21 protein-coding genes and 1 other annotated feature are annotated in these 18077 nt (G+C 36.4%); of the genes, 18 read left to right on the forward strand and 3 right to left on the reverse strand.

Annotation, left to right across the window (positions count from 1 at the left end; genetic code table 11):
- Positions 1–58: 58 nt before the first annotated feature.
- A complete protein-coding gene (nspC, locus tag RMR19_RS02390; protein WP_310601894.1) occupies positions 59–1267 on the forward strand; it encodes a carboxynorspermidine decarboxylase in 1209 nt (402 codons plus the stop codon).
- A 63-nt stretch (positions 1268–1330) separates the two neighbouring features.
- On the opposite strand, the gene RMR19_RS02395 is transcribed toward nspC, so the two are convergent.
- Positions 1331–1624, reverse strand: a complete 294-nt coding sequence (locus RMR19_RS02395) for a hypothetical protein (RefSeq protein WP_310601895.1) — start codon at positions 1622–1624, stop codon at positions 1331–1333.
- 188 nt (positions 1625–1812) lie between these two features.
- Between RMR19_RS02395 and spoIIID the strand changes: the two genes are divergently transcribed.
- The 10 genes from spoIIID to RMR19_RS02445 all read left to right on the forward strand — a co-directional run bounded on the left by spoIIID (position 1813) and on the right by RMR19_RS02445 (position 11306).
- The gene (spoIIID, locus tag RMR19_RS02400; RefSeq protein WP_310601896.1) at positions 1813–2073 is read left to right on the forward strand and encodes a sporulation transcriptional regulator SpoIIID; all 261 of its coding nucleotides are present in this window, start codon (positions 1813–1815) and stop codon (positions 2071–2073) included.
- Between the two features lie 181 nt (positions 2074–2254).
- Positions 2255–2878: a TetR/AcrR family transcriptional regulator gene (locus RMR19_RS02405; RefSeq protein ID WP_310601897.1), complete on the forward strand. Its 624-nt coding sequence runs from the start codon at positions 2255–2257 to the stop codon at positions 2876–2878.
- 596 nt (positions 2879–3474) lie between these two features.
- Positions 3475–4794, forward strand: a complete 1320-nt coding sequence (gene rsxC / locus RMR19_RS02410; RefSeq protein WP_310601979.1) for an electron transport complex subunit RsxC — start codon at positions 3475–3477, stop codon at positions 4792–4794.
- A gap of 19 nt (positions 4795–4813) precedes the next feature.
- Positions 4814–5752: an RnfABCDGE type electron transport complex subunit D gene (locus RMR19_RS02415; RefSeq protein WP_310601898.1), complete on the forward strand. Its 939-nt coding sequence runs from the start codon at positions 4814–4816 to the stop codon at positions 5750–5752.
- Entirely contained in the window at positions 5745–6386 is a 642-nt protein-coding gene (locus RMR19_RS02420) for an RnfABCDGE type electron transport complex subunit G (RefSeq protein ID WP_310601899.1), read from the forward strand. Before RMR19_RS02415 ends, RMR19_RS02420 begins: the two co-directional genes overlap by 8 nt.
- Before the next feature lie 11 nt (positions 6387–6397).
- Positions 6398–7126 carry an electron transport complex subunit E gene (locus RMR19_RS02425; RefSeq protein ID WP_310601900.1) on the forward strand — a complete coding sequence of 243 codons (729 nt, stop codon included), beginning with the start codon at positions 6398–6400 and terminating at the stop codon, positions 7124–7126.
- Positions 7123–7698, forward strand: coding sequence for an electron transport complex subunit RsxA (gene rsxA / locus RMR19_RS02430; RefSeq protein ID WP_310601901.1), 576 nt, complete (start codon positions 7123–7125; stop codon positions 7696–7698). The genes RMR19_RS02425 and rsxA overlap by 4 nt, the downstream gene beginning before the upstream one ends.
- 12 nt (positions 7699–7710) lie before the next feature.
- A complete protein-coding gene (locus RMR19_RS02435) occupies positions 7711–8502 on the forward strand; it encodes an RnfABCDGE type electron transport complex subunit B (protein ID WP_310601902.1) in 792 nt (263 codons plus the stop codon).
- 87 nt (positions 8503–8589) lie between these two features.
- The gene (locus RMR19_RS02440; RefSeq protein ID WP_310601903.1) at positions 8590–9681 is read left to right on the forward strand and encodes an HD-GYP domain-containing protein; all 1092 of its coding nucleotides are present in this window, start codon (positions 8590–8592) and stop codon (positions 9679–9681) included.
- 26 nt (positions 9682–9707) lie between these two features.
- Positions 9708–11306: a response regulator transcription factor gene (locus RMR19_RS02445; RefSeq protein ID WP_310601904.1), complete on the forward strand. Its 1599-nt coding sequence runs from the start codon at positions 9708–9710 to the stop codon at positions 11304–11306.
- A 34-nt stretch (positions 11307–11340) separates the two neighbouring features.
- On the opposite strand, the gene RMR19_RS02450 is transcribed toward RMR19_RS02445, so the two are convergent.
- Positions 11341–12618: a hypothetical protein gene (locus tag RMR19_RS02450; RefSeq protein ID WP_310601905.1), complete on the reverse strand. Its 1278-nt coding sequence runs from the start codon at positions 12616–12618 to the stop codon at positions 11341–11343.
- A 298-nt stretch (positions 12619–12916) separates the two neighbouring features.
- Between RMR19_RS02450 and rpmG the strand changes: the two genes are divergently transcribed.
- The 7 genes from rpmG (at position 12917) to rplL (ending at position 16727) form a co-directional block, all read left to right on the forward strand.
- Entirely contained in the window at positions 12917–13066 is a 150-nt protein-coding gene (rpmG, locus tag RMR19_RS02455; protein ID WP_040893796.1) for a 50S ribosomal protein L33, read from the forward strand.
- 65 nt (positions 13067–13131) lie between these two features.
- The gene (gene secE / locus RMR19_RS02460) at positions 13132–13347 is read left to right on the forward strand and encodes a preprotein translocase subunit SecE (protein WP_310601906.1); all 216 of its coding nucleotides are present in this window, start codon (positions 13132–13134) and stop codon (positions 13345–13347) included.
- An 11-nt stretch (positions 13348–13358) separates the two neighbouring features.
- Positions 13359–13877 (forward strand): transcription termination/antitermination protein NusG, encoded by a 519-nt coding sequence (nusG, locus tag RMR19_RS02465; RefSeq protein ID WP_310601907.1) that lies wholly within the window; start codon positions 13359–13361, stop codon positions 13875–13877.
- Positions 13878–13963: 86 nt separating this feature from the next.
- Positions 13964–14389 carry a 50S ribosomal protein L11 gene (rplK, locus tag RMR19_RS02470; protein WP_310601908.1) on the forward strand — a complete coding sequence of 142 codons (426 nt, stop codon included), beginning with the start codon at positions 13964–13966 and terminating at the stop codon, positions 14387–14389.
- Positions 14390–14578: 189 nt separating this feature from the next.
- Positions 14579–15271 (forward strand): 50S ribosomal protein L1, encoded by a 693-nt coding sequence (gene rplA, locus RMR19_RS02475; RefSeq protein WP_310601909.1) that lies wholly within the window; start codon positions 14579–14581, stop codon positions 15269–15271.
- A gap of 281 nt (positions 15272–15552) precedes the next feature.
- Positions 15553–15689 (forward strand) — a sequence feature (ribosomal protein L10 leader region).
- 92 nt (positions 15690–15781) lie between these two features.
- A complete protein-coding gene (gene rplJ, locus RMR19_RS02480; RefSeq protein WP_310601910.1) occupies positions 15782–16276 on the forward strand; it encodes a 50S ribosomal protein L10 in 495 nt (164 codons plus the stop codon).
- Positions 16277–16361: 85 nt separating this feature from the next.
- On the forward strand, positions 16362–16727 hold the full coding sequence (gene rplL, locus RMR19_RS02485) for a 50S ribosomal protein L7/L12 (RefSeq protein ID WP_310601911.1): 366 nt from the start codon (positions 16362–16364) through the stop codon (positions 16725–16727).
- A gap of 117 nt (positions 16728–16844) precedes the next feature.
- Here rplL and RMR19_RS02490 read toward each other — a convergent pair whose 3' ends face one another.
- Positions 16845–18065: an MFS transporter gene (locus RMR19_RS02490; RefSeq protein ID WP_310601912.1), complete on the reverse strand. Its 1221-nt coding sequence runs from the start codon at positions 18063–18065 to the stop codon at positions 16845–16847.
- Positions 18066–18077 lie beyond the last annotated feature (12 nt).

An 18077-nucleotide genomic window follows, 5' to 3' on the forward strand; every position in this document is an offset into this window, starting at 1 on the left:
TGAATATAGATATATAAAGAGATATGTATAAGGATAGACTTATAAGAAGAGGGTTTGTATGAATCAATTTGATAAAGATAAAAATGTTATAATATATGAAGGAATCGAGATTCCTATAGATATCATAAACCAAGTTCCTACACCATCCTATCTAGTAATTGAAGAGCTTGTGGAGCGTAATGCACAGATATTAGAAAGCGTTATCAAGAAAACTGGTTGCAAGATTTTGTTGGCGCAGAAGGCATTTTCTATGTTTTCGGTGTATCCGTTACTAGCAAAATATCTAAGTGGTACAACTGCAAGTGGTTTGTTTGAAGCGAAGCTTGGTAGAGAAGAGTTTGGTAAGGAAGTTCATATCTATTCTCCTGCTTATAGGGAGGAAGAGTTTGATGAAATTTTACGTATTAGTGACCATATTGTGTTTAACTCGTTCGAACAGTGGACAACTTTTAAGAATAAGGCGATGTCTGTGGATAAACATATCTCATGCGGGCTTCGTATTAATCCAGAATATTCGGAAGTGGATGTTGATTTATATAATCCGTGTTTTCAATATTCGAGGTTTGGAGTCACCATCGCTAGATTAGAGGAAGAGCTTGCGAAGAACCCAAATGCATTGGAAGGGATAGAAGGATTTCATTTTCATGCGATGTGTGAACAGGGTTCTGAGGTGTTAGAACGTGTTCTTAAAGCAGTGGAAGAGAAATTTGCTCCTTATATGAAGCAGATGAAATGGATTAATTTTGGTGGAGGACATCATATTACGAAACCAGATTACGATATTGCCTTGTTAGAGAAGATAATTGCTCATGTGAAGGAGCAATATGATGTAGAGGTATATCTTGAACCTGGTGAAGCAGTTGGTATTGATACAGGCGTGTTAGTGACAAAGGTGCTTGATTTTGTGCAGAATGGAATGGATATTGCGCTGTTAGATACTTCGGCAGCATGTCATATGCCGGATGTACTTGAGATGCCATACCGACCACAGGTTATAGGTGCAGGTGAACATTCGGAACTGGCATACACATATCGTCTGTCTAGTGCAACCTGTTTGGCAGGTGATGTGATTGGAGATTATTCCTTTGACGAGCCATTACAAAAGGGAGATAGATTACTGTTTTGTGATATGTCTCATTACTCTATGGTTAAGAATAATACGTTTAATGGAATTAACTTGCCTTCGATTGTATTGTATAGTAAGGAAAAAGAGTTAAAAGTAATCCGAACGTTTGGATATGAAGACTTTAGGGGACGATTGTCATAGAATTATAAAGAAGAGGTTATTACAAAGCGTGTATAAGTTTTGTAATAACCTCTTTTGCAATTACTATTCTTCAATAAGTTTATAACGTTCAGAGAATTTATCTTCTCCGCATACAATTTTGTCCCCAGTATCTTCTGTAATAATATAATCGCCATTCTTAATAAAGGAACGACCGCGTCGGGTATCAATATAGGGGCACACAACAGTCCCATCTGCGCGAGTGACTTTAATTAGCTTGTCAGTTTTGATCCAACCGTTAACTACAATCTTACTCCATAACTCAAATCCATCTTCAAGACCCTTGTCCAATTCAAATTGAACAGCTGTTACAGGTAAACTAGATCTTAAGTATCTCATAAGCTCACATCCTTTCTGTTGTTATCGATTATATTATACACGAAAATCAAATAGAAAACAATGGGATAGAAATATTTGGTGATATAGTTTTTGGATATTTACCAAAGTCTCGATTGTACAATTCGCCCTGCATAAAATCCCTACCCTAAGCATAGATTGTAAAAACAAGGTTATTAGGGGGACTCCTCTTGAAAGGGTACATAGAAGAGCGAGCAGTCGATATAGCGAATTATATTATCGATTACAATGCAACAGTAAGGCAGACCGCAAAAAAATTTGGGATATCCAAATCAACAGTACATAAGGATGTGACAGAGCGACTTCCATATATTAATCGCGCCCTTGCTGAACGAGCACGTGTCGTACTTGATTTGAATAAGTCGGAAAGGCACATTCGGGGTGGTCTTGCAACAAGAGAGAAATATCTGCATAAGGTAGGAGAAAGATAATCATGGAGAGCTGTCGTGCTGAAGAATTTTGGTATGGTAGCTCTTTTTTTAGAAATATCCATTAACCAATGACAATCTTGACAAGACAAGCAATATGTTTTTATAATAATAGAATGCTAAAGAGGAACATGTAAAAAGTTTTTGAAGATGCACGAAAGCCATGTATAGAGGTGAGAAGGGTATGAGAACATTAGATGAAGTCGATAGACGAATAATAGAAGTGACTAGAGAGATGTTTATGCAACAAGGATTGCAAAAGACAGAGATGAAGGATATAGCGAAGCAAGTAGGTATAGGAAGAAGTACATTATATAGACATTTTGTTAGTAAGGAAGCGATATCATTTTATATAGCGAAAGACATACTGGTTGAGTTACAAGAAATATCGGTTGAGAATCAAATAACAGAGGATATGAAAGGGTATGATAAACTCGCATTGTATCTTAATGTTATGACAAAAGCAATGATTAGAAATCCGAATAAGATACGTTTCTTAGATGAATTTGATCAGATATTTTCAGGTGTATATCCAGATAGTGACGAGGCAGAGGAGTATGTTTCTTTTAATTATACCTATAAGAATCCCGCTTTAAGATATTATAATGAGGGGATACGAGATGGAAGTATAAGAAAGGAAGAGGAATCTTCCGATAAGATGGAAGTTATTTTGACTTTGTTGTTTGGGTTGGCGCAACGAGTGATACCAAGGGAACATCATTATGTGCAGGAACACAGTAAAAACAGTACAGAGTACTTTGAAGAATCGTTAAATATACTGTTGAAACCACTAAAGAATATCGTTTGACACTTCTATAGGAGTATGATAGAATTACTTTATACAAGTGAATGCAGATTGAATTAGCTCTAAGAAGAGCTTTTTTAATATCCAATTGTGGGACACGTGTATCACTTGCTACTGTTCAACGTTGTGTTCGTGAAAAAGATAGCAAAGTTTTATGAAGTATAATTGCAATCGCCACATTGCATAAAGACATATTTGTATTGCTGAAAGAGAATAATGTATAAAAATCCATAATAAAAAGTACATTTTAACAGAATAAGAGCCTTGTTTATTAGATATCGTCGTATTTAATAGGCAGGGCTCTTTTTGTAAGCTACTTTCATTAAAAAGAACACGATATGATAAATTTATTGAAAGATTGCCAAAAAAATATCAAATCTTGAATAAGGGTGATTTTTTTTATATAATGATACAAGGGCAAAAGGTCATGCGTTTCATGTTTTGGGATTACGAGAGCGTGAAATACGTAGCAATTCGTATATCGGTTAGGGAAGAAATGTATATCATGAATTAATATGCCGAATTGTGAATTTTTATTAAAACAAGTGAATAGATTGTAACGATCTATTTGAAAATAATAAGGAAAAGAGGGAATGAAAATGCGATTGGCAACATTTATAGGTGGGGTTCATCCTTATGAAGGTAAAGAGTTATCTAAAGACAAGCCTGTTAAAGTGGTTTTACCAAAAGGGGAACTCGTATATCCAATGTCTCAGCATATTGGAGCGCCAGCAAAACCTGTGGTAGCAGTTGGGGACAGAGTTCTTGCAGGAGAAATTATAGGAGAAGCGCAAGGCTTTGTATCTGCGAATATTGTTGCGTCTGTTTCGGGTACAGTAAAGGCGATTGAGAAGAGACTTGTTGTATCTGGGAATAAAGAGGTGGTTATAGTTGTTGAGAATGATAATAACTATGAAACAATTCCTACATTTGGGCAAAAACGTGATTATACCAAATTATCCAAAGAAGAAATCCGTAGTATTGTAAAGGAAGCTGGTATCGTTGGTATGGGTGGCGCAGGATTTCCTACTCATGTAAAAATCACACCAAAGGATGATAGTAAGATTGAATATATCATTGTAAATGGTGCGGAGTGTGAGCCATATCTTACTTCGGATTATCGAATGATGATGGAAGAGCCAGAGAAGATTGTGAAAGGGTTAAAAGTAGAATTAGCGTTGTTTGAGAATGCAGAAGGAATTATAGCGATAGAGGATAATAAACCAGAGGCAATTAAGAAGTTGCAAGATCTTGTTTCAACGGAAGATAGAATGCAGGTGAAGATTCTTAAAACAAAATATCCACAAGGTGCAGAGCGTCAGTTAATCTATGCATCTACAGGAAGAAAGATTAATTCATCTATGTTACCTTCGGATGCTGGTTGTATTGTGAGTAATGTTGATACGGTTATATCAATCTATATGGCGGTATGTGAATCGACACCACTTATAAGAAGAATTGTAACAGTTACAGGAGATGCGATAAAGAATCCATGTAATATGAATGTTAAGACGGGTACAAATTATAGAGAATTGGTAGAGGAAGCAGGCGGATTTGTTACGAAACCAGAAAAGATTGTATCTGGTGGGCCAATGATGGGTATTGCGTTATTCTCGTTAGATATACCAGTAACAAAAACTTCATCTGCACTTCTATGTATAACAAAAGATGAAGTGGCGAAGCAGGAACCGACAGCGTGCATTCGATGTGGACGTTGCGTACAAGCCTGTCCAAGTAAGTTAGTACCACAAAAGTTGCTTGAACAAGCAGAAAACTTCAACGATGAAGGCTTTGTGAAGATGAATGGTATGGAATGCTATGAATGTGGTTGTTGTACATTCGTTTGTCCAGCAAAACGAAGATTAACACAAGCATTTAAACAGACAAGAAGAAGTATATTAGATAATAGAAAGAAATAGAGAGAAGAGGTGCAAAATAGTGAACGATTTATTGAATGTATCGGCATCGCCACATGTGAGAAGTAACGCTTCTACAAACACGATTATGCGAGATGTAGCACTTGCATTAGTTCCAGCAAGTGTGGCGGGTGTTGTTAATTTTGGCTTGAAGGCATTATTGATTATTATAGTAACAATAGCAACATGTGTGTTAACGGAATATACCTACCAAAAATGTATGCACAAGAGAGTTACAACATCGGATTTTACTGCACTTGTAACGGGATTACTATTGGCTCTGAACTTACCTTCTAGTGTTCCGCTTTGGATTCCGATTATTGGTGGAGTATTTGCAATTCTGATTGTAAAACAGTTGTATGGTGGATTAGGACAAAACTTTATGAATCCGGCATTGGCGGCAAGATGTTTTTTATTAATATCATTTACAGGAAGAATGACAACATTTACATACGATGGAATCACAGGCCCAACACCACTTGCGCTATTAAAAAATGGTGAGGAGACAGTATCTGTTACAAGAATGTTCTTGGGAAATATAGCCGGTACGATAGGTGAGACATCAGCTATCGCGTTACTAATTGGAGCAATCTATCTTCTATTAAGAAAAGTAATATCACTTCGTATTCCGTTAACTTATATAGGAAGCTTTATGCTGTTCATCTTAATATTTGGTGGAAAAGGATTTGAACCAACATTTTTATTAACACATCTTTTTGGTGGAGGATTAATCCTTGGTGCATTCTTTATGGCAACGGATTATGTAACTAGTCCAATTACGCCAATGGGACAGATTGTGTTTGGTGTATTACTTGGTGTATTAACAGGAATATTCCGTCTATTCGGTGGCTCTGCGGAAGGTGTTTCTTATGCAATTATTTTCTGCAATCTGCTAGTTCCGTTGATTGAGAAAGTTACGCTACCAACCCCATTTGGAAAGGAGCGTGCAAAGCATGAGTAAGACAAAGAAGAACACGATTATAAAAGACGCATTGGCATTGTTTTGCATCACATTGGTTGCAGGAGTATTACTCGGATTTGTATATGAGATAACAAAAGATCCAATTAAGAAGAAGGAACAGGAAGCAAAGCAGAAGGCATATCAAGTGGTTTTCACAGATGCGGCTTCCTTTGAAGATAGTGATATTGTAACAGCGGCAGTAGAGAAATCACAGGAAGTGCTATCTGATACAGCGCTTACGAATGGAACATCATTCTCAGGTGTTACAATTGATGAGGCGTTAGAAGTATATGATTCCTCGAAGGCGCTAATAGGTTATGTAATGAATGTGACATCAGCGAATGGCTATGGAGGAGATATTAAGATATCACTTGGAATTCGTATTGATGGAACGGTAACGGGTGTGGAGATTCTATCGATTAGTGAGACTGCGGGTCTTGGAATGAAGGCAACAGAAGATAAATTCAAGAATCAGTTTAAAAATAAGAACGTAGAAGGATTCGCATATAGTAAAGTAGGTGCAACTGCGGAAAATGAGATAGATGCACTGAGTGGTGCAACAATTACAACAAAAGCAGTAACAGAGGCGGTGAATGCAGGAATCTGTTTTGCTAAGAATAGCTTATTTCAATAGGGGGTGTAGGGATGAATAAGTATGTGGAACGTTTATTTAATGGTATTATTAAGGAAAACCCTACCTTCGTGTTGATGCTTGGAATGTGTCCAACACTAGCAGTAACAACATCGGCTATGAATGGTGTGGGAATGGGTTTAACAACAACAGTGGTATTGATTATGTCGAATATGTTGATTTCTATGTTGCGTAAGATGATACCTGATCGAGTAAGAATGCCAGCATTTATTGTAGTGGTTGCTTCCTTTGTTACAATTGTACAGTTTGTATTACAAGCGTATATTCCATCGTTATACGATACACTAGGAATCTATATTCCATTAATCGTTGTTAACTGTATCATACTAGGTAGAGCGGAATCCTATGCTTCAAAGAATCCTGTTGGATTATCAATTTTTGATGGTATGGGAATGGGGTTAGGATTTACATTAGGACTAACATTAATCGGAGCATTCCGTGAATTTATTGGAAATGGTTCTATCTTCAATGCAAATATTATGCCTAGCTCTTATGAACCAGCAACAATCTTTATCTTAGCACCAGGTGCATTCTTTGTGCTTGCGATGTTAACAGCACTTCAGAGTAAATTCAAAGCACCTTCAGCAACAAACATAGAAGGAGCAGAAGATGTGATTGCTTGTGGTGGTAATTGTAGTAGTTGCCATGGAGCAGATTGCGTTGCGAATCGTGAAGTATTAGTAAAGGATAAAGAGGGAAAAAAGGGGGAACAGAATAGATGAAAGAACTAATTATTATATTAATTGGAGCTGCTTTGGTTAACAATGTTGTCTTAAGTCAGTTCTTGGGACTATGTCCGTTCCTAGGAGTATCAAAGAAAGTTGAAACAGCAGCAGGTATGGGAGCGGCAGTAATTTTCGTAATTACGATTGCATCCGCATGTACCAGTTTGATTTATGATTTCATCTTAGTGCCAACGAACTTAACCTATATGCAAACGATTGTATTTATCATAGTAATTGCAGCATTAGTACAATTTGTAGAGATGGTACTGAAAAAGATTAGCCCAAGTCTATATAATTCTCTTGGAGTATATCTTCCATTAATTACAACAAACTGTGCAGTTCTTGGTGTTGCCTTAATAAATGTTCAAAAAGAATATAACTTATTAACAAGTGTTGTGAATGGTTTTGGTACAGCGGTTGGATTTACAATAGCAATTATAATTATGGCAGGAATCCGTGAACGTATCGAACATAACGACATATCAAAATCCTTCAAAGGCTCGCCGATTGTATTAATTACAGCAGGCCTTATGGCAATTGCCTTCTTTGGATTTTCTGGATTATTATAGGAGGGCAAAGATATGAGTATCGGAGGAATTATCATAGCAGCGCTTGTTGTTAGTGTAACAGGCTTAGTAATTGGTTTGCTTCTTGGCCTTGCTGGAGAGAAGTTTGAAGTAGAGGTGGATGAGAAGGAGTTACAGGTACGAGAATTATTGCCAGGTAATAACTGTGGTGGTTGTGGATTTGCAGGATGTGATGCATTAGCGAAAGCAATAGCAGCAGGGGAAGCGCCTGTGAATGCCTGTCCTGTAGCTGGTTCTGAGAAAGCAGAACTAATTAGTGCAGTTATGGGTGTTGAAAATGAAACGAAAGAAAAGCAAGTAGCATTTGTTAAATGCGCAGGTACTTGTGACAAAACAAGAGTAAAATATAATTATTACGGAATCTCAGATTGTAAGAAGATGGCGTTAATTCCTGGTCGAGGGGATAAAGTATGTTCTTTTGGTTGCATGGGATATGGAAGTTGTGTAAAAGCTTGTATGTTTGATGCAATGAAAATCGAGAACGGTATTGCAGTAGTGGATAAAGAAAAATGTGTTGCATGTGGAGCGTGTGTCAAGGAATGTCCAAACAATTTGATTGAGATTGTGCCTTATAAAGCAGAACATTTTGTAAGGTGTAGTTCGAAAGATAAAGGGAAAGAAGTAAAACTTGCATGTGATACAGGTTGTATTGGTTGTATGCTTTGCGTAAAAAATTGTGAAGCAAATGCGATAAGTGTAGTTGAAAATATTGCGCATATTGATTATAATAAATGTACAAATTGTGGTAAATGTGTAGAGAAATGTCCAGTAAAGGCGATTATTTAAAGATGGGGAGCTGCAGGAAATGTTGTAGCGCTTTACATTCAGTCACCAGCAAATATATGCTTGGTGACTGAATATATAGGAGAATACATGAGATTAATATCAATAACACAGATACAGTCGGATATGGTGTTAGCAAGGCCAATATATAGTAGTGGTTGTTTGATTTTGGCGGACGGAACGACAGACTTAGAACGATATGTAGAAAGTCTTGGTCGTTTAGGAATAAGAGAGATTTACATAGAAGATGAAATTAGTGAGGGAATAGATGTTCAAGATGTGATAACTGCTAAGACGCGTCGCATATGTAAAGATACGGTTAGAAAAACATTTTCGTCATTTGCAAAAGAGGGAAAGCTAGAGATAGAAAATGTAGAGAACACTGTAGATTTAATAATTGAAGAAATTATGCAGAATGAAGATGTGCTTATCAGCTTGAATGATATCGGAGTGGCAGATGAATACACGTATACCCATTCGGTAAGTACAACTGTGTATGCGTTGATGCTTGCGCAGCGTGTGGGATATTCAAAACGTATGATGAAAAAACTTGCAATGGGAACAATTTTGCATGATATAGGGAAAGTCTACATTGATCGTGATGTTATATTTAAAGAAGGCAGGTTGACAGACAAGGAATATGAGTATGTAAAGAGACATACTTTACTAGGATATAATGCATTAAAGAGTTGTCGAACATTATCGGAATTATCAAGAATTATTGCGTTGACACATCATGAACATATTGATGGAACAGGATACCCCAGAGGATTAAAGGGGAAGGAATTGCATCAATTTTCTAAAATAGTAACGATTGCAGATGTATATGATGCATTGACTTCAACACGTTGCTATCGAACGAAGTGGTCGAACAAGCAGGCGATGGACTTGTTAATGCAATTCTGTGGAACAAAATTTGATACAGAATTAGTAGGTAAATTTTTGCAGTTGATTGCCGTGTACCCGAACGGAACGCAAGTAAAGTTAACAGATGGAAGAGCAGGAATTGTGAAAGAGCAAAATATCGGAATGCCACTGAGACCAATCGTAAGAATTTTGAATGAAGCAGATGGTACAAAGAAAGAGATATATGATATTAACTTGATTGATGAATTGAATATTGTTATTGCGGAGGACGAATTTGATTATGTTGCGGATAATGAATCAGAGCAAATCGGTTAATGCAAAATAGGAGGATTGTCTTATTCATGTACAAAATAGTTATTGCAGAAAGAGATAGCAACTATATAGAACAGATAAAAGGAATTATTGATAGGGAATATCGAAATTGCGAAATTACTCATATTGTAGATTCTTCGGAAGCCACAATAGAACTATTGGCAAAGGAAGATTCTTGGATAGATATTGCGATTATTAATATAAAGCTTGTTGGTACAGATGGTCTGCAAACAATTAGAAGGATAAAGAAGAAGAATATAGAAACCCGAATAATAGTATTATCCGAGTTTAATTATATTGAGTTTATACAGGAAGCGTTGCGTTTGAAGGTAGATGATTATATTATAATGCCGGCAGAGGAAAGTAGATTAAGTGAATCAATTGGGCTTTGTTTAAAGACGATAGTAAATATGAATTGTTACAAACAAAATTTATCTAGTGTTATGACAACGAATCACGAAGCAGAGCAGTATGTTGAATATAGTTTTATATATACTGTAGCTATGAGTAAGTTGACAGCTAGAGAGATCAAGAAGTATATAGAAATATTAAAGATTGGAACACATGGTTGCATAGTCAACATGGAAATAGAGGCGGAAGACGGGAAGCAGATAAACAAGCAAAATATTACTCAACAAGTATATGAGTGCGTACATGAATATGATGGAGAAATGTTTCAGTTTGTGGTAGGGCCGAGGATTAGTAGACGTATTATATTATATGCTTCGTATCGTCATGAAAAAACAGAGGAAAATAATGCGGCGCATGAAGAGCTGTTGAACATAATAAAGAGTGACATTGAGAAGCGATTACAAGTTAAAGTATACTTGGGAGTGGGCAAGACGGAAGAGATAACGAATATCTATACTTCTTACCAAGACTCTATCCGAGATTTAAGAAATAAAAAGAGGTCATCTGATAATGACGATGAGATAGAGGACGTGGACGCATTTCATCGTAGTCTATATAAGGATTTAGAGAAAAATTATCTAAAATCATTACGTTTAAAAAATGGAGAAAGTTCAAATTATCTAAATCATCTTCTTGATAGTATGGATTATTTCAGTGAGGAAGAAAGAAGAGATAAAGTTATAGAGTTGTTAGTGCTTGTGCGACATACCGTACCAGATTTTGATTGGGGGACATATGCACAAGATAGCTTTAGAGAGTATTTAATGTCAATAGGCAAAATGCCAATGCAGGAGCTGAAAGAATGGGCATACCAGATATTTGAGTGTATTCAATATAGTCAGGTAGACCAAAACCGCTTATATACAAAATCTGTTAGTGACTCTGTTAACATAATAGATGCCGAATATATGAAAAATATAACGCTAGATGAGATTGCTAGAAGAGTTGGAGTAAGCTCACAGTATCTAAGTAAGATATTTAAGGAAGAGACAGGCCAAACGTTGGTCGAATATCTAACGAGCTTGCGAATTAATCGAGCAAGAGAGCTGATTCAAACATCGGATCAACCGATTAAGCAGGTGGGTATTATGGTTGGATATAAAGACCCTAATTATTTTAGTAGAATTTTCCGAAATGTAGTAGGGGTATCACCTTCGGAATTTAGAGATGAAGTAAAGAATCGGTTAAGTATATCAATAAAAAATCGTAACAGTTAAGTTACGATTTTTTATTGAGAAATATATGCTGTTGTTAACAATAATAATTAAAGAGCATTCCGCTGTATATAGAAGTGATATATGGATTTGGATAATGTTGCGAACCATAATTAGGATAAGTACATATCTTTTGGTCAAGATAATCCATAGGGTTAATTGTAACTTGGTTCGTCTGATCAAGCAAATCAGCGGTTATCTTATCTGGGTTAGTGAATAAATCTTTAATGGTGCCATCTGTCGCCGCTTGTAAAGCAATGAAGGAATCTAAGGACAACTCGCCAGATTCTTCGCGCGTAATGCCACAAGATTCTAAATCGTTTGCATAGTGATATGCAATGGAATCTAATTCGTAGATTAATTTGTTCGCGCGGCGTTGGTCAGAAGAATGATTACTAGCCAATGAAAGCAAATGGTTATAGCTATCAGTTATCGTTTCTAACTCTTTAACAATCTTATCTGAATTAGGAGCATAAGAAATATGTACAGGGGAATCGGTAGTCGCATGCAAGGAAACGGTTAAAGATTTGTTAAACGTAAATTGATTCGATAGAGATTCCTTTGTTTTTCCGTTGATTTGGAATTTGGCACTTGTTGAAGGGCTATTAATCTGATTTAAATTAAAGTATTCAACAATACCACGTCCGCCGACATAGACATCGTCTTGAAGCGTGAATATAGGTGATCCAGAATTACCAGTAGATTCTGATTCAAGAACCATTCTAAGTTGTTTGGAATCAGGGTTAGTATATTTGAAAGCATGAATACCAATTTGAGAATTGTTAATCTGCTTGCACAACTGCTCGATGGTATCTTTATGTGTTGATCCAGAAGCAATTGTATGACGAAAGTCATAAGTACTATCTTCAACATCAATAGAGAACTGATAAGTCCCTGATTGTAACTGCTGTGTATTAGGACGAAACTCATTGGATACATTTTGCTGTGGAGTAGCTAAACGAAGAACTTGAATATCAAAATCTGTTGGTAGTGTAGGTTCATTACTACTAACAATAGTTGAGGAAACAGCTTTTTCATTAGAAGAGACAGCTTTCTTTTCATTAAATATAGAATTATCATCGTTATTAGAGAAGTTATCTAGTAACGTATGTAAAGACATAGCAGCATCTTTTACATTCAAAGCGTAAGTTTGACGCTCAAGGGATATATCTAATAAATATAAGGGGGACTGCTTACTAATACGTACAATATTATTGTAAATCTTTTTTAATTCACTCGTCTTATGAGATGTATAACGTATAGGTCTTTGAGATTCGTAATTTGTGGCTAAATAGTTGTATGTAGATGTTATCATGAACAGTCACCTCCTTTTAAAATAAAATTTATATTTGAGTATATAGCTCCATTATAATATGAAGTTCTCGAAATGTCGATAGCATAATGGTAGAAAATTGGAATAAAAGCAGTGTTAACAATAAGAAATTATACCTATATTGAAAAAAATGTTGACGGAATGATTCGTTTATGATATATTATACTAGCGATGGAAGAGGTCTTTTTTTTATGCCTAAAAACTGATATTCGTAGTAATCTATATCAGATTATAATACGAACCAATCACAAGAAAACGAAATTTAGCGGAGGTGGAAGTCGTGCGCGTAAAAATCACATTGGCATGTACAGAATGTAAACAACGTAACTATAACATGACAAAGGATAAGAAAACACATCCTGACAGAATGGAAACAAAGAAATATTGTAGATTCTGTAAATCACACACATTACACAAAGAAACAAAATAATTATGTCTAATTATCCGTTACATGCAAAGTAATGTACTTTGTATTGCAGAAAGGAAAGTGAACACATGGGAGATACTGCAAACAATACAGAAAATGCTCCAAAGAAAAGTTTCTTTAAAGGCGTAAAATCTGAATTCAATAAGATTATATGGCCAGACAAACAAACACTTGCAAAACAATCTGCAGCAGTAGTGGCTATTTCAGTAGCACTAGGAGTAGTTATCGCTATAGTAGACATAGGAGTTGTATATGGCATCGAGCAGATTCTTAAAATAGGATAAAGGGTGAGTGTATGTCAGAAACGAATTGGTATGTTGTTCATACTTATTCAGGGTATGAGAACAAGGTAAAAGCCAACATTGAAAAAACAATCGAAAACAGAAATCTTGAAGACCAAATACTTGAAGTTTCCGTTCCTATGCAAGAAGTAACAGAAGTTAAGAATGGTGTGAAGAAACAAGTTCAAAAGAAAATGTTCCCTGGTTATGTTCTTCTTAATATGGAGATGAATGATGACACTTGGTATGTAGTTCGTAATACTAGAGGGGTAACAGGATTTGTTGGACCAGGATCGAAACCAGTTCCTTTAACGGAAGCAGAAATGCTTACTATGGGAATTAAGAATTCTGACGAAATTATGATCGACCTTGAACTTGGTGATGCTGTAGAAGTAACATCAGGCGTATGGGAAGGAACGACAGGAATTATTAAGTCAATTAATAGTCATAAGCAAATTATCACAATTAATGTTGATATGTTTGGTAGAGAGACACCTGTTGAGATTAGCTTTACAGAAATTAAGAAAATGTAAATGAAGCAATAATTGGATTGCAATTATTGCCAGATAGTGGGAGGGGTATTCCCGCGAACACCACATTATTCAGGAGGTATGCTATAATGGCAAAGAAAGTTTCAGGATATATTAAATTACAAATCCCTGCTGGAAAGGCTACGCCAGCTCCACCAGTTGGTCCAGCTCTTGGTCAGCACGGAGTAAATATCGTACAGTTTACGAAAGAGTTCAATGCAAAAACTGCAAATCAAGATGGAATGATTATTCCAGTAGTAATTACAGTATATGCAGATAGAAGTTTTAGCTTCATCACTAAGACTCCTCCAGCAGCAGTATTATTAAAGAAAGCTTGTAACCTTAAATCAGGTTCAGGAGTTCCTAATAAAACTAAAGTTGCTACAATTACAAAAGCAGAAGTACAAAAAATTGCAGAACTTAAAATGCCTGACTTAACAGCAGCTACTTTAGATGCAGCAATCAGCATGATTACAGGAACTGCAAAGAGTATGGGTATTACTGTAGTTGACTAATTATAGATTATAAATATTATGACATTGCGTCATGATAGTTGTTATATAATGTCGTACAAGTTTGTATGTCAACAACTACTTTTAAGAAACCATTAACCGATGTTTTTAAGCAATAAAAAGATTTCATACGGCAAAGATTTATAACGTGGGAGGGTTAACTCCCGATACTACCACTAGGAGGTTAATAGAATGAAAAAAGGTAAGAAATATGCAGAAGCTGCAAAGCTCATCGACAGAGCTACAGTATATGAAACAGCAGAAGCAATTGATTTAGTAAAGAAAACAGCTGTTGCTAAATTTGATGAAACAGTAGAAGCTCATATCAGACTTGGTGTTGACGGACGTCACGCTGACCAACAAGTTCGTGGTGCGGTTGTATTACCTCACGGAACTGGAAAAACAGTTAAAGTTCTTGTATTTGCTAAAGGCGATAAAGTGAACGAAGCAGAAGCAGCAGGAGCAGATTTCGTTGGTGGAGATGAATTAGTACCAAAAATCCAAAACGAAGGTTGGTTAGATTTCGACGTTGTTGTTGCTACTCCTGATATGATGGGTGTAGTTGGTCGTCTTGGCCGTGTACTTGGACCAAAAGGTTTAATGCCTAACCCTAAAGCTGGAACTGTTACAATGGATGTTGCAAAAGCTGTTGCCGATATTAAAGCAGGTAAGATTGAATACAGACTTGATAAGACAAACATTATCCACGTGCCAGTGGGAAAAGCTTCTTTTACAGAAGAACAATTAGCGGACAACTTCCAAACGCTTATGGGTGCAATTATCAAAGCTAAACCAGCAGCTGCAAAAGGACAATACTTGAAGAGTGTTACACTTACTTCAACTATGGGACCTGGTGTTAAATTAAATACTGCTAAGTTAGTATAATAATTGCCATAGAGAAAGAACCATTACATTGCGATTTGTCGTAGTGTAGTGGTTTTTTGTTACTATTCAGCCATGCGGATATGCAACGACATATTCCGTAGAAAGCTTGCTTGCGGAGGAATATGTTGTTGCATATCCATACGGCGTTTAACCGCAGCGAGATGTAGCGTAGCGAAATCGAGCTGGCATGGCATTTAAGCTGAACTGTAACGGTTTTTTAAATAAAAATAAAGAAAAATGTTGACATAGCACAGAAAATTTGTTACTATGAATAAGGTTCGTGAAACGAATTAGAACTGCCGAAGACAGTAGGTGCCGTAAGGCATAAGGAGAAAACGCCTACCGAGGAATATAAGAAAATCATATGATGACTTATAAAACCTCTCTGTCTTTGATAGAGAGGTTTCTTGACAATATAGACATACTTGTATGTTTGTTTGTCTTTACGGCGGTGCCTTGAAGAGTTAGATTTCTAATCCTTCATCAAATCTATAAGGAGGTACGCAAACAATGGCAAAGGTAGAAATTAAACAACCTATCGTTGACGAAATCAAAGGATATGTAGCTGATGCGAAATCAGTAGTATTAGTTGATTATCGTGGATTAACTGTTGATGAAGACACAGCTCTTCGTAAACAATTAAGAGAAGCTGGTGTAGTATACAAAGTATACAAAAACACTATGTTAAGCAGAGCTTTTGAAGGAACAGACTTCGCTCAATTAGCTCCACATTTAGAAGGACCTACAGCAATTGCATTCGGACTTGAAGATGCAACAGCTCCAGCTAGAATTCTTAACAATGTAGCTAAAACAGCTCCAGCTCTTGAATTCAAAGGTGGTGTAGTTGACGGAACTTACTATGATGCTGAAGGTGTTAAGCTTATCGCAAACATTCCATCGAAAGAAGTTCTTATTTCCAAATTACTTGGAAGCTTACAATCACCAATTACAAACTTCGCTCGTGTTATCAAGCAAATTGCTGAAAAGAACGGAGAAGTTGCTTAATCTGTACACTAAGGTACAAGACAAGCTAGTGGCATAAAGCCAAGAAAAAATTATAATAAACAATTAATTATCGGAGGTAAATAAAATGACAACTCAAGAATTTATCGAAGCTATCAAAAGCTTATCAGTATTAGAATTAAACGATTTAGTAAAAGCATGTGAAGAAGAATTTGGTGTATCAGCAGCAGCAGGTGTTGTAGTAGCAGGACCAGCAGCAGGTGGAGACGCAGCTGAAGAACAAACAGAATTCAACGTAGAATTAACTGAATGTGGACCAAACAAAGTTAAAGTTATCAAAGTAGTTCGTGAATTAACTGGCTTAGGCTTAAAAGAAGCTAAAGAAGTAGTTGACGGAGCTCCTAAAATGGTTAAAGAAGGCGCAACTAAAGAAGAAGCTGATGATATCAAAGCTAAACTTGAAGCTGAAGGCGCTAAAGTTACTCTTAAATAATTTAGCGTATCAAATTATAGAGATGAAAAAAGAGTCATGTGTAAACATGGCTCTTTTTGTGTAATAATGGAGACGAATAAATAAAAAAGTTCAATGGGAAAAGGGTTGTTAAAATGGTTATAACTTTTGGTAACGTCGTTTCCAAATGAGAATTGCGAAAAGACCTAGAATAGATAGAATAGCAAAAAACAAATATATTCCTGAGAATCCGAAATGTTCTTTTGCATATCCGGTTGAGAGCCCTCCTGCAACGGCACCCATATACACAAGAAAGTTCAGTAGTCCGGAAATCTGTGCGGATTTTTGGAATTTCACAAATGTAGTTGGGATATACACAGTGAGGATGGCGTTTGCTCCGCAGATTACTGCCATAAGTAAACTTAATAAAACTATAGTTGGCCAAAACATTTCACCTGTTTTAGAAAGTCCTAAGGAAAATAGAAAAGCAAGAGCGAAAATCAAGAAGAGGGGAGCGAATACATCGTTCTTGAATTTTTTGATTAACCATCCGGTAAACATGATTCCTACTGTTCCGAGAAGAGGAATGAGGACAAAGAGTAAAGAAACTACGTTTTCGCCCATTGCCTTGCTGGTTTCGCTAAGAATGCTAGGACCGAAAAGACTGATGCTTTCTTTGATTAAGCCTTGCACAATAGCTGCAATTCCTATGAAGATAAGACCATATGTTACGATTAAGCGAGAGATGGGAGTTGCTTTCGCAAAATCTGTAGACGCTGTAGAGTCTCTTGCTAGTTCCACTTTTTCTTCTTCATCCGGTGCAACAACTAAGAACTTTTTCCAAATAAATAAAAAGCAAAATACGAGTGCTGCTGGAATATAAAAGGCAAGCCGCCAGTGAAACACATTACCTATAATTCGCAGTCCGCAAACGGCAACCATGTAACCTAAAGTGGTAGGTAGAGAAATATAAACGGATATCATACCATACTCCTCTGTAGAAAACCAATTCATTAAGATACGGAAGGTAGAAGGCCAAATTAGAGACAAGCAAAGTCCGTTCACCCCCCACATAACTAAAACAAGTATATAACTATTTGCTGTGCCAACGACAAGGTTGGAAAGCATTGCGGCAGTCATGCCGTAAAAAATCAGTTTTTTGGGATTCGCCTTGTCAGCGAGATACCCACTTATAATCTGCCCCATGGCATAAGTCCAAAAGAAGACAGAGCCAATCAGTCCGGCTTTTGCAGGTCCTATGTGAAACTGAAACATCATCTTGTCTAGTACTGCAGACAGGTTCGATCTGCAAAAATAAACCAATGTATATAAAGTTAAGCATAAAATCAAGATAATCTTTTTTGAAGTTTTCTTTGTCATATCATCTCCAAT

The organism is Anaerosporobacter sp., from assembly GCF_031551385.1.
Classification (GTDB): Bacteria; Bacillota; Clostridia; order Lachnospirales; family Lachnospiraceae; genus Anaerosporobacter.

Bases quoted from the DNA above. Each gene is read 5' to 3' on its own strand.
- rplJ (WP_310601910.1), top strand. From the start codon at position 15,782: ATGGCAAAGGTAGAAATTAAACAACCTATCGTTGACGAAATCAAAGGA.
- rplK (WP_310601908.1), top strand. From the start codon at position 13,964: ATGGCAAAGAAAGTTTCAGGATATATTAAATTACAAATCCCTGCTGGA.
- RMR19_RS02440 (WP_310601903.1), top strand. From the start codon at position 8,590: ATGAGATTAATATCAATAACACAGATACAGTCGGATATGGTGTTAGCA.
- rplL (WP_310601911.1), top strand. From the start codon at position 16,362: ATGACAACTCAAGAATTTATCGAAGCTATCAAAAGCTTATCAGTATTA.
- secE (WP_310601906.1), top strand. From the start codon at position 13,132: ATGGGAGATACTGCAAACAATACAGAAAATGCTCCAAAGAAAAGTTTC.
- nspC (WP_310601894.1), top strand. From the start codon at position 59: ATGAATCAATTTGATAAAGATAAAAATGTTATAATATATGAAGGAATC.
- rsxA (WP_310601901.1), top strand. From the start codon at position 7,123: ATGAAAGAACTAATTATTATATTAATTGGAGCTGCTTTGGTTAACAAT.
- RMR19_RS02395 (WP_310601895.1), bottom strand. From the start codon at position 1,624: ATGAGATACTTAAGATCTAGTTTACCTGTAACAGCTGTTCAATTTGAA.
- RMR19_RS02420 (WP_310601899.1), top strand. From the start codon at position 5,745: ATGAGTAAGACAAAGAAGAACACGATTATAAAAGACGCATTGGCATTG.
- RMR19_RS02405 (WP_310601897.1), top strand. From the start codon at position 2,255: ATGAGAACATTAGATGAAGTCGATAGACGAATAATAGAAGTGACTAGA.
- RMR19_RS02490 (WP_310601912.1), bottom strand. From the start codon at position 18,065: ATGACAAAGAAAACTTCAAAAAAGATTATCTTGATTTTATGCTTAACT.
- nusG (WP_310601907.1), top strand. From the start codon at position 13,359: ATGTCAGAAACGAATTGGTATGTTGTTCATACTTATTCAGGGTATGAG.
- rsxC (WP_310601979.1), top strand. From the start codon at position 3,475: ATGCGATTGGCAACATTTATAGGTGGGGTTCATCCTTATGAAGGTAAA.
- RMR19_RS02450 (WP_310601905.1), bottom strand. From the start codon at position 12,618: ATGATAACATCTACATACAACTATTTAGCCACAAATTACGAATCTCAA.
- rplA (WP_310601909.1), top strand. From the start codon at position 14,579: ATGAAAAAAGGTAAGAAATATGCAGAAGCTGCAAAGCTCATCGACAGA.
- RMR19_RS02445 (WP_310601904.1), top strand. From the start codon at position 9,708: ATGTACAAAATAGTTATTGCAGAAAGAGATAGCAACTATATAGAACAG.
- RMR19_RS02425 (WP_310601900.1), top strand. From the start codon at position 6,398: ATGAATAAGTATGTGGAACGTTTATTTAATGGTATTATTAAGGAAAAC.
- RMR19_RS02435 (WP_310601902.1), top strand. From the start codon at position 7,711: ATGAGTATCGGAGGAATTATCATAGCAGCGCTTGTTGTTAGTGTAACA.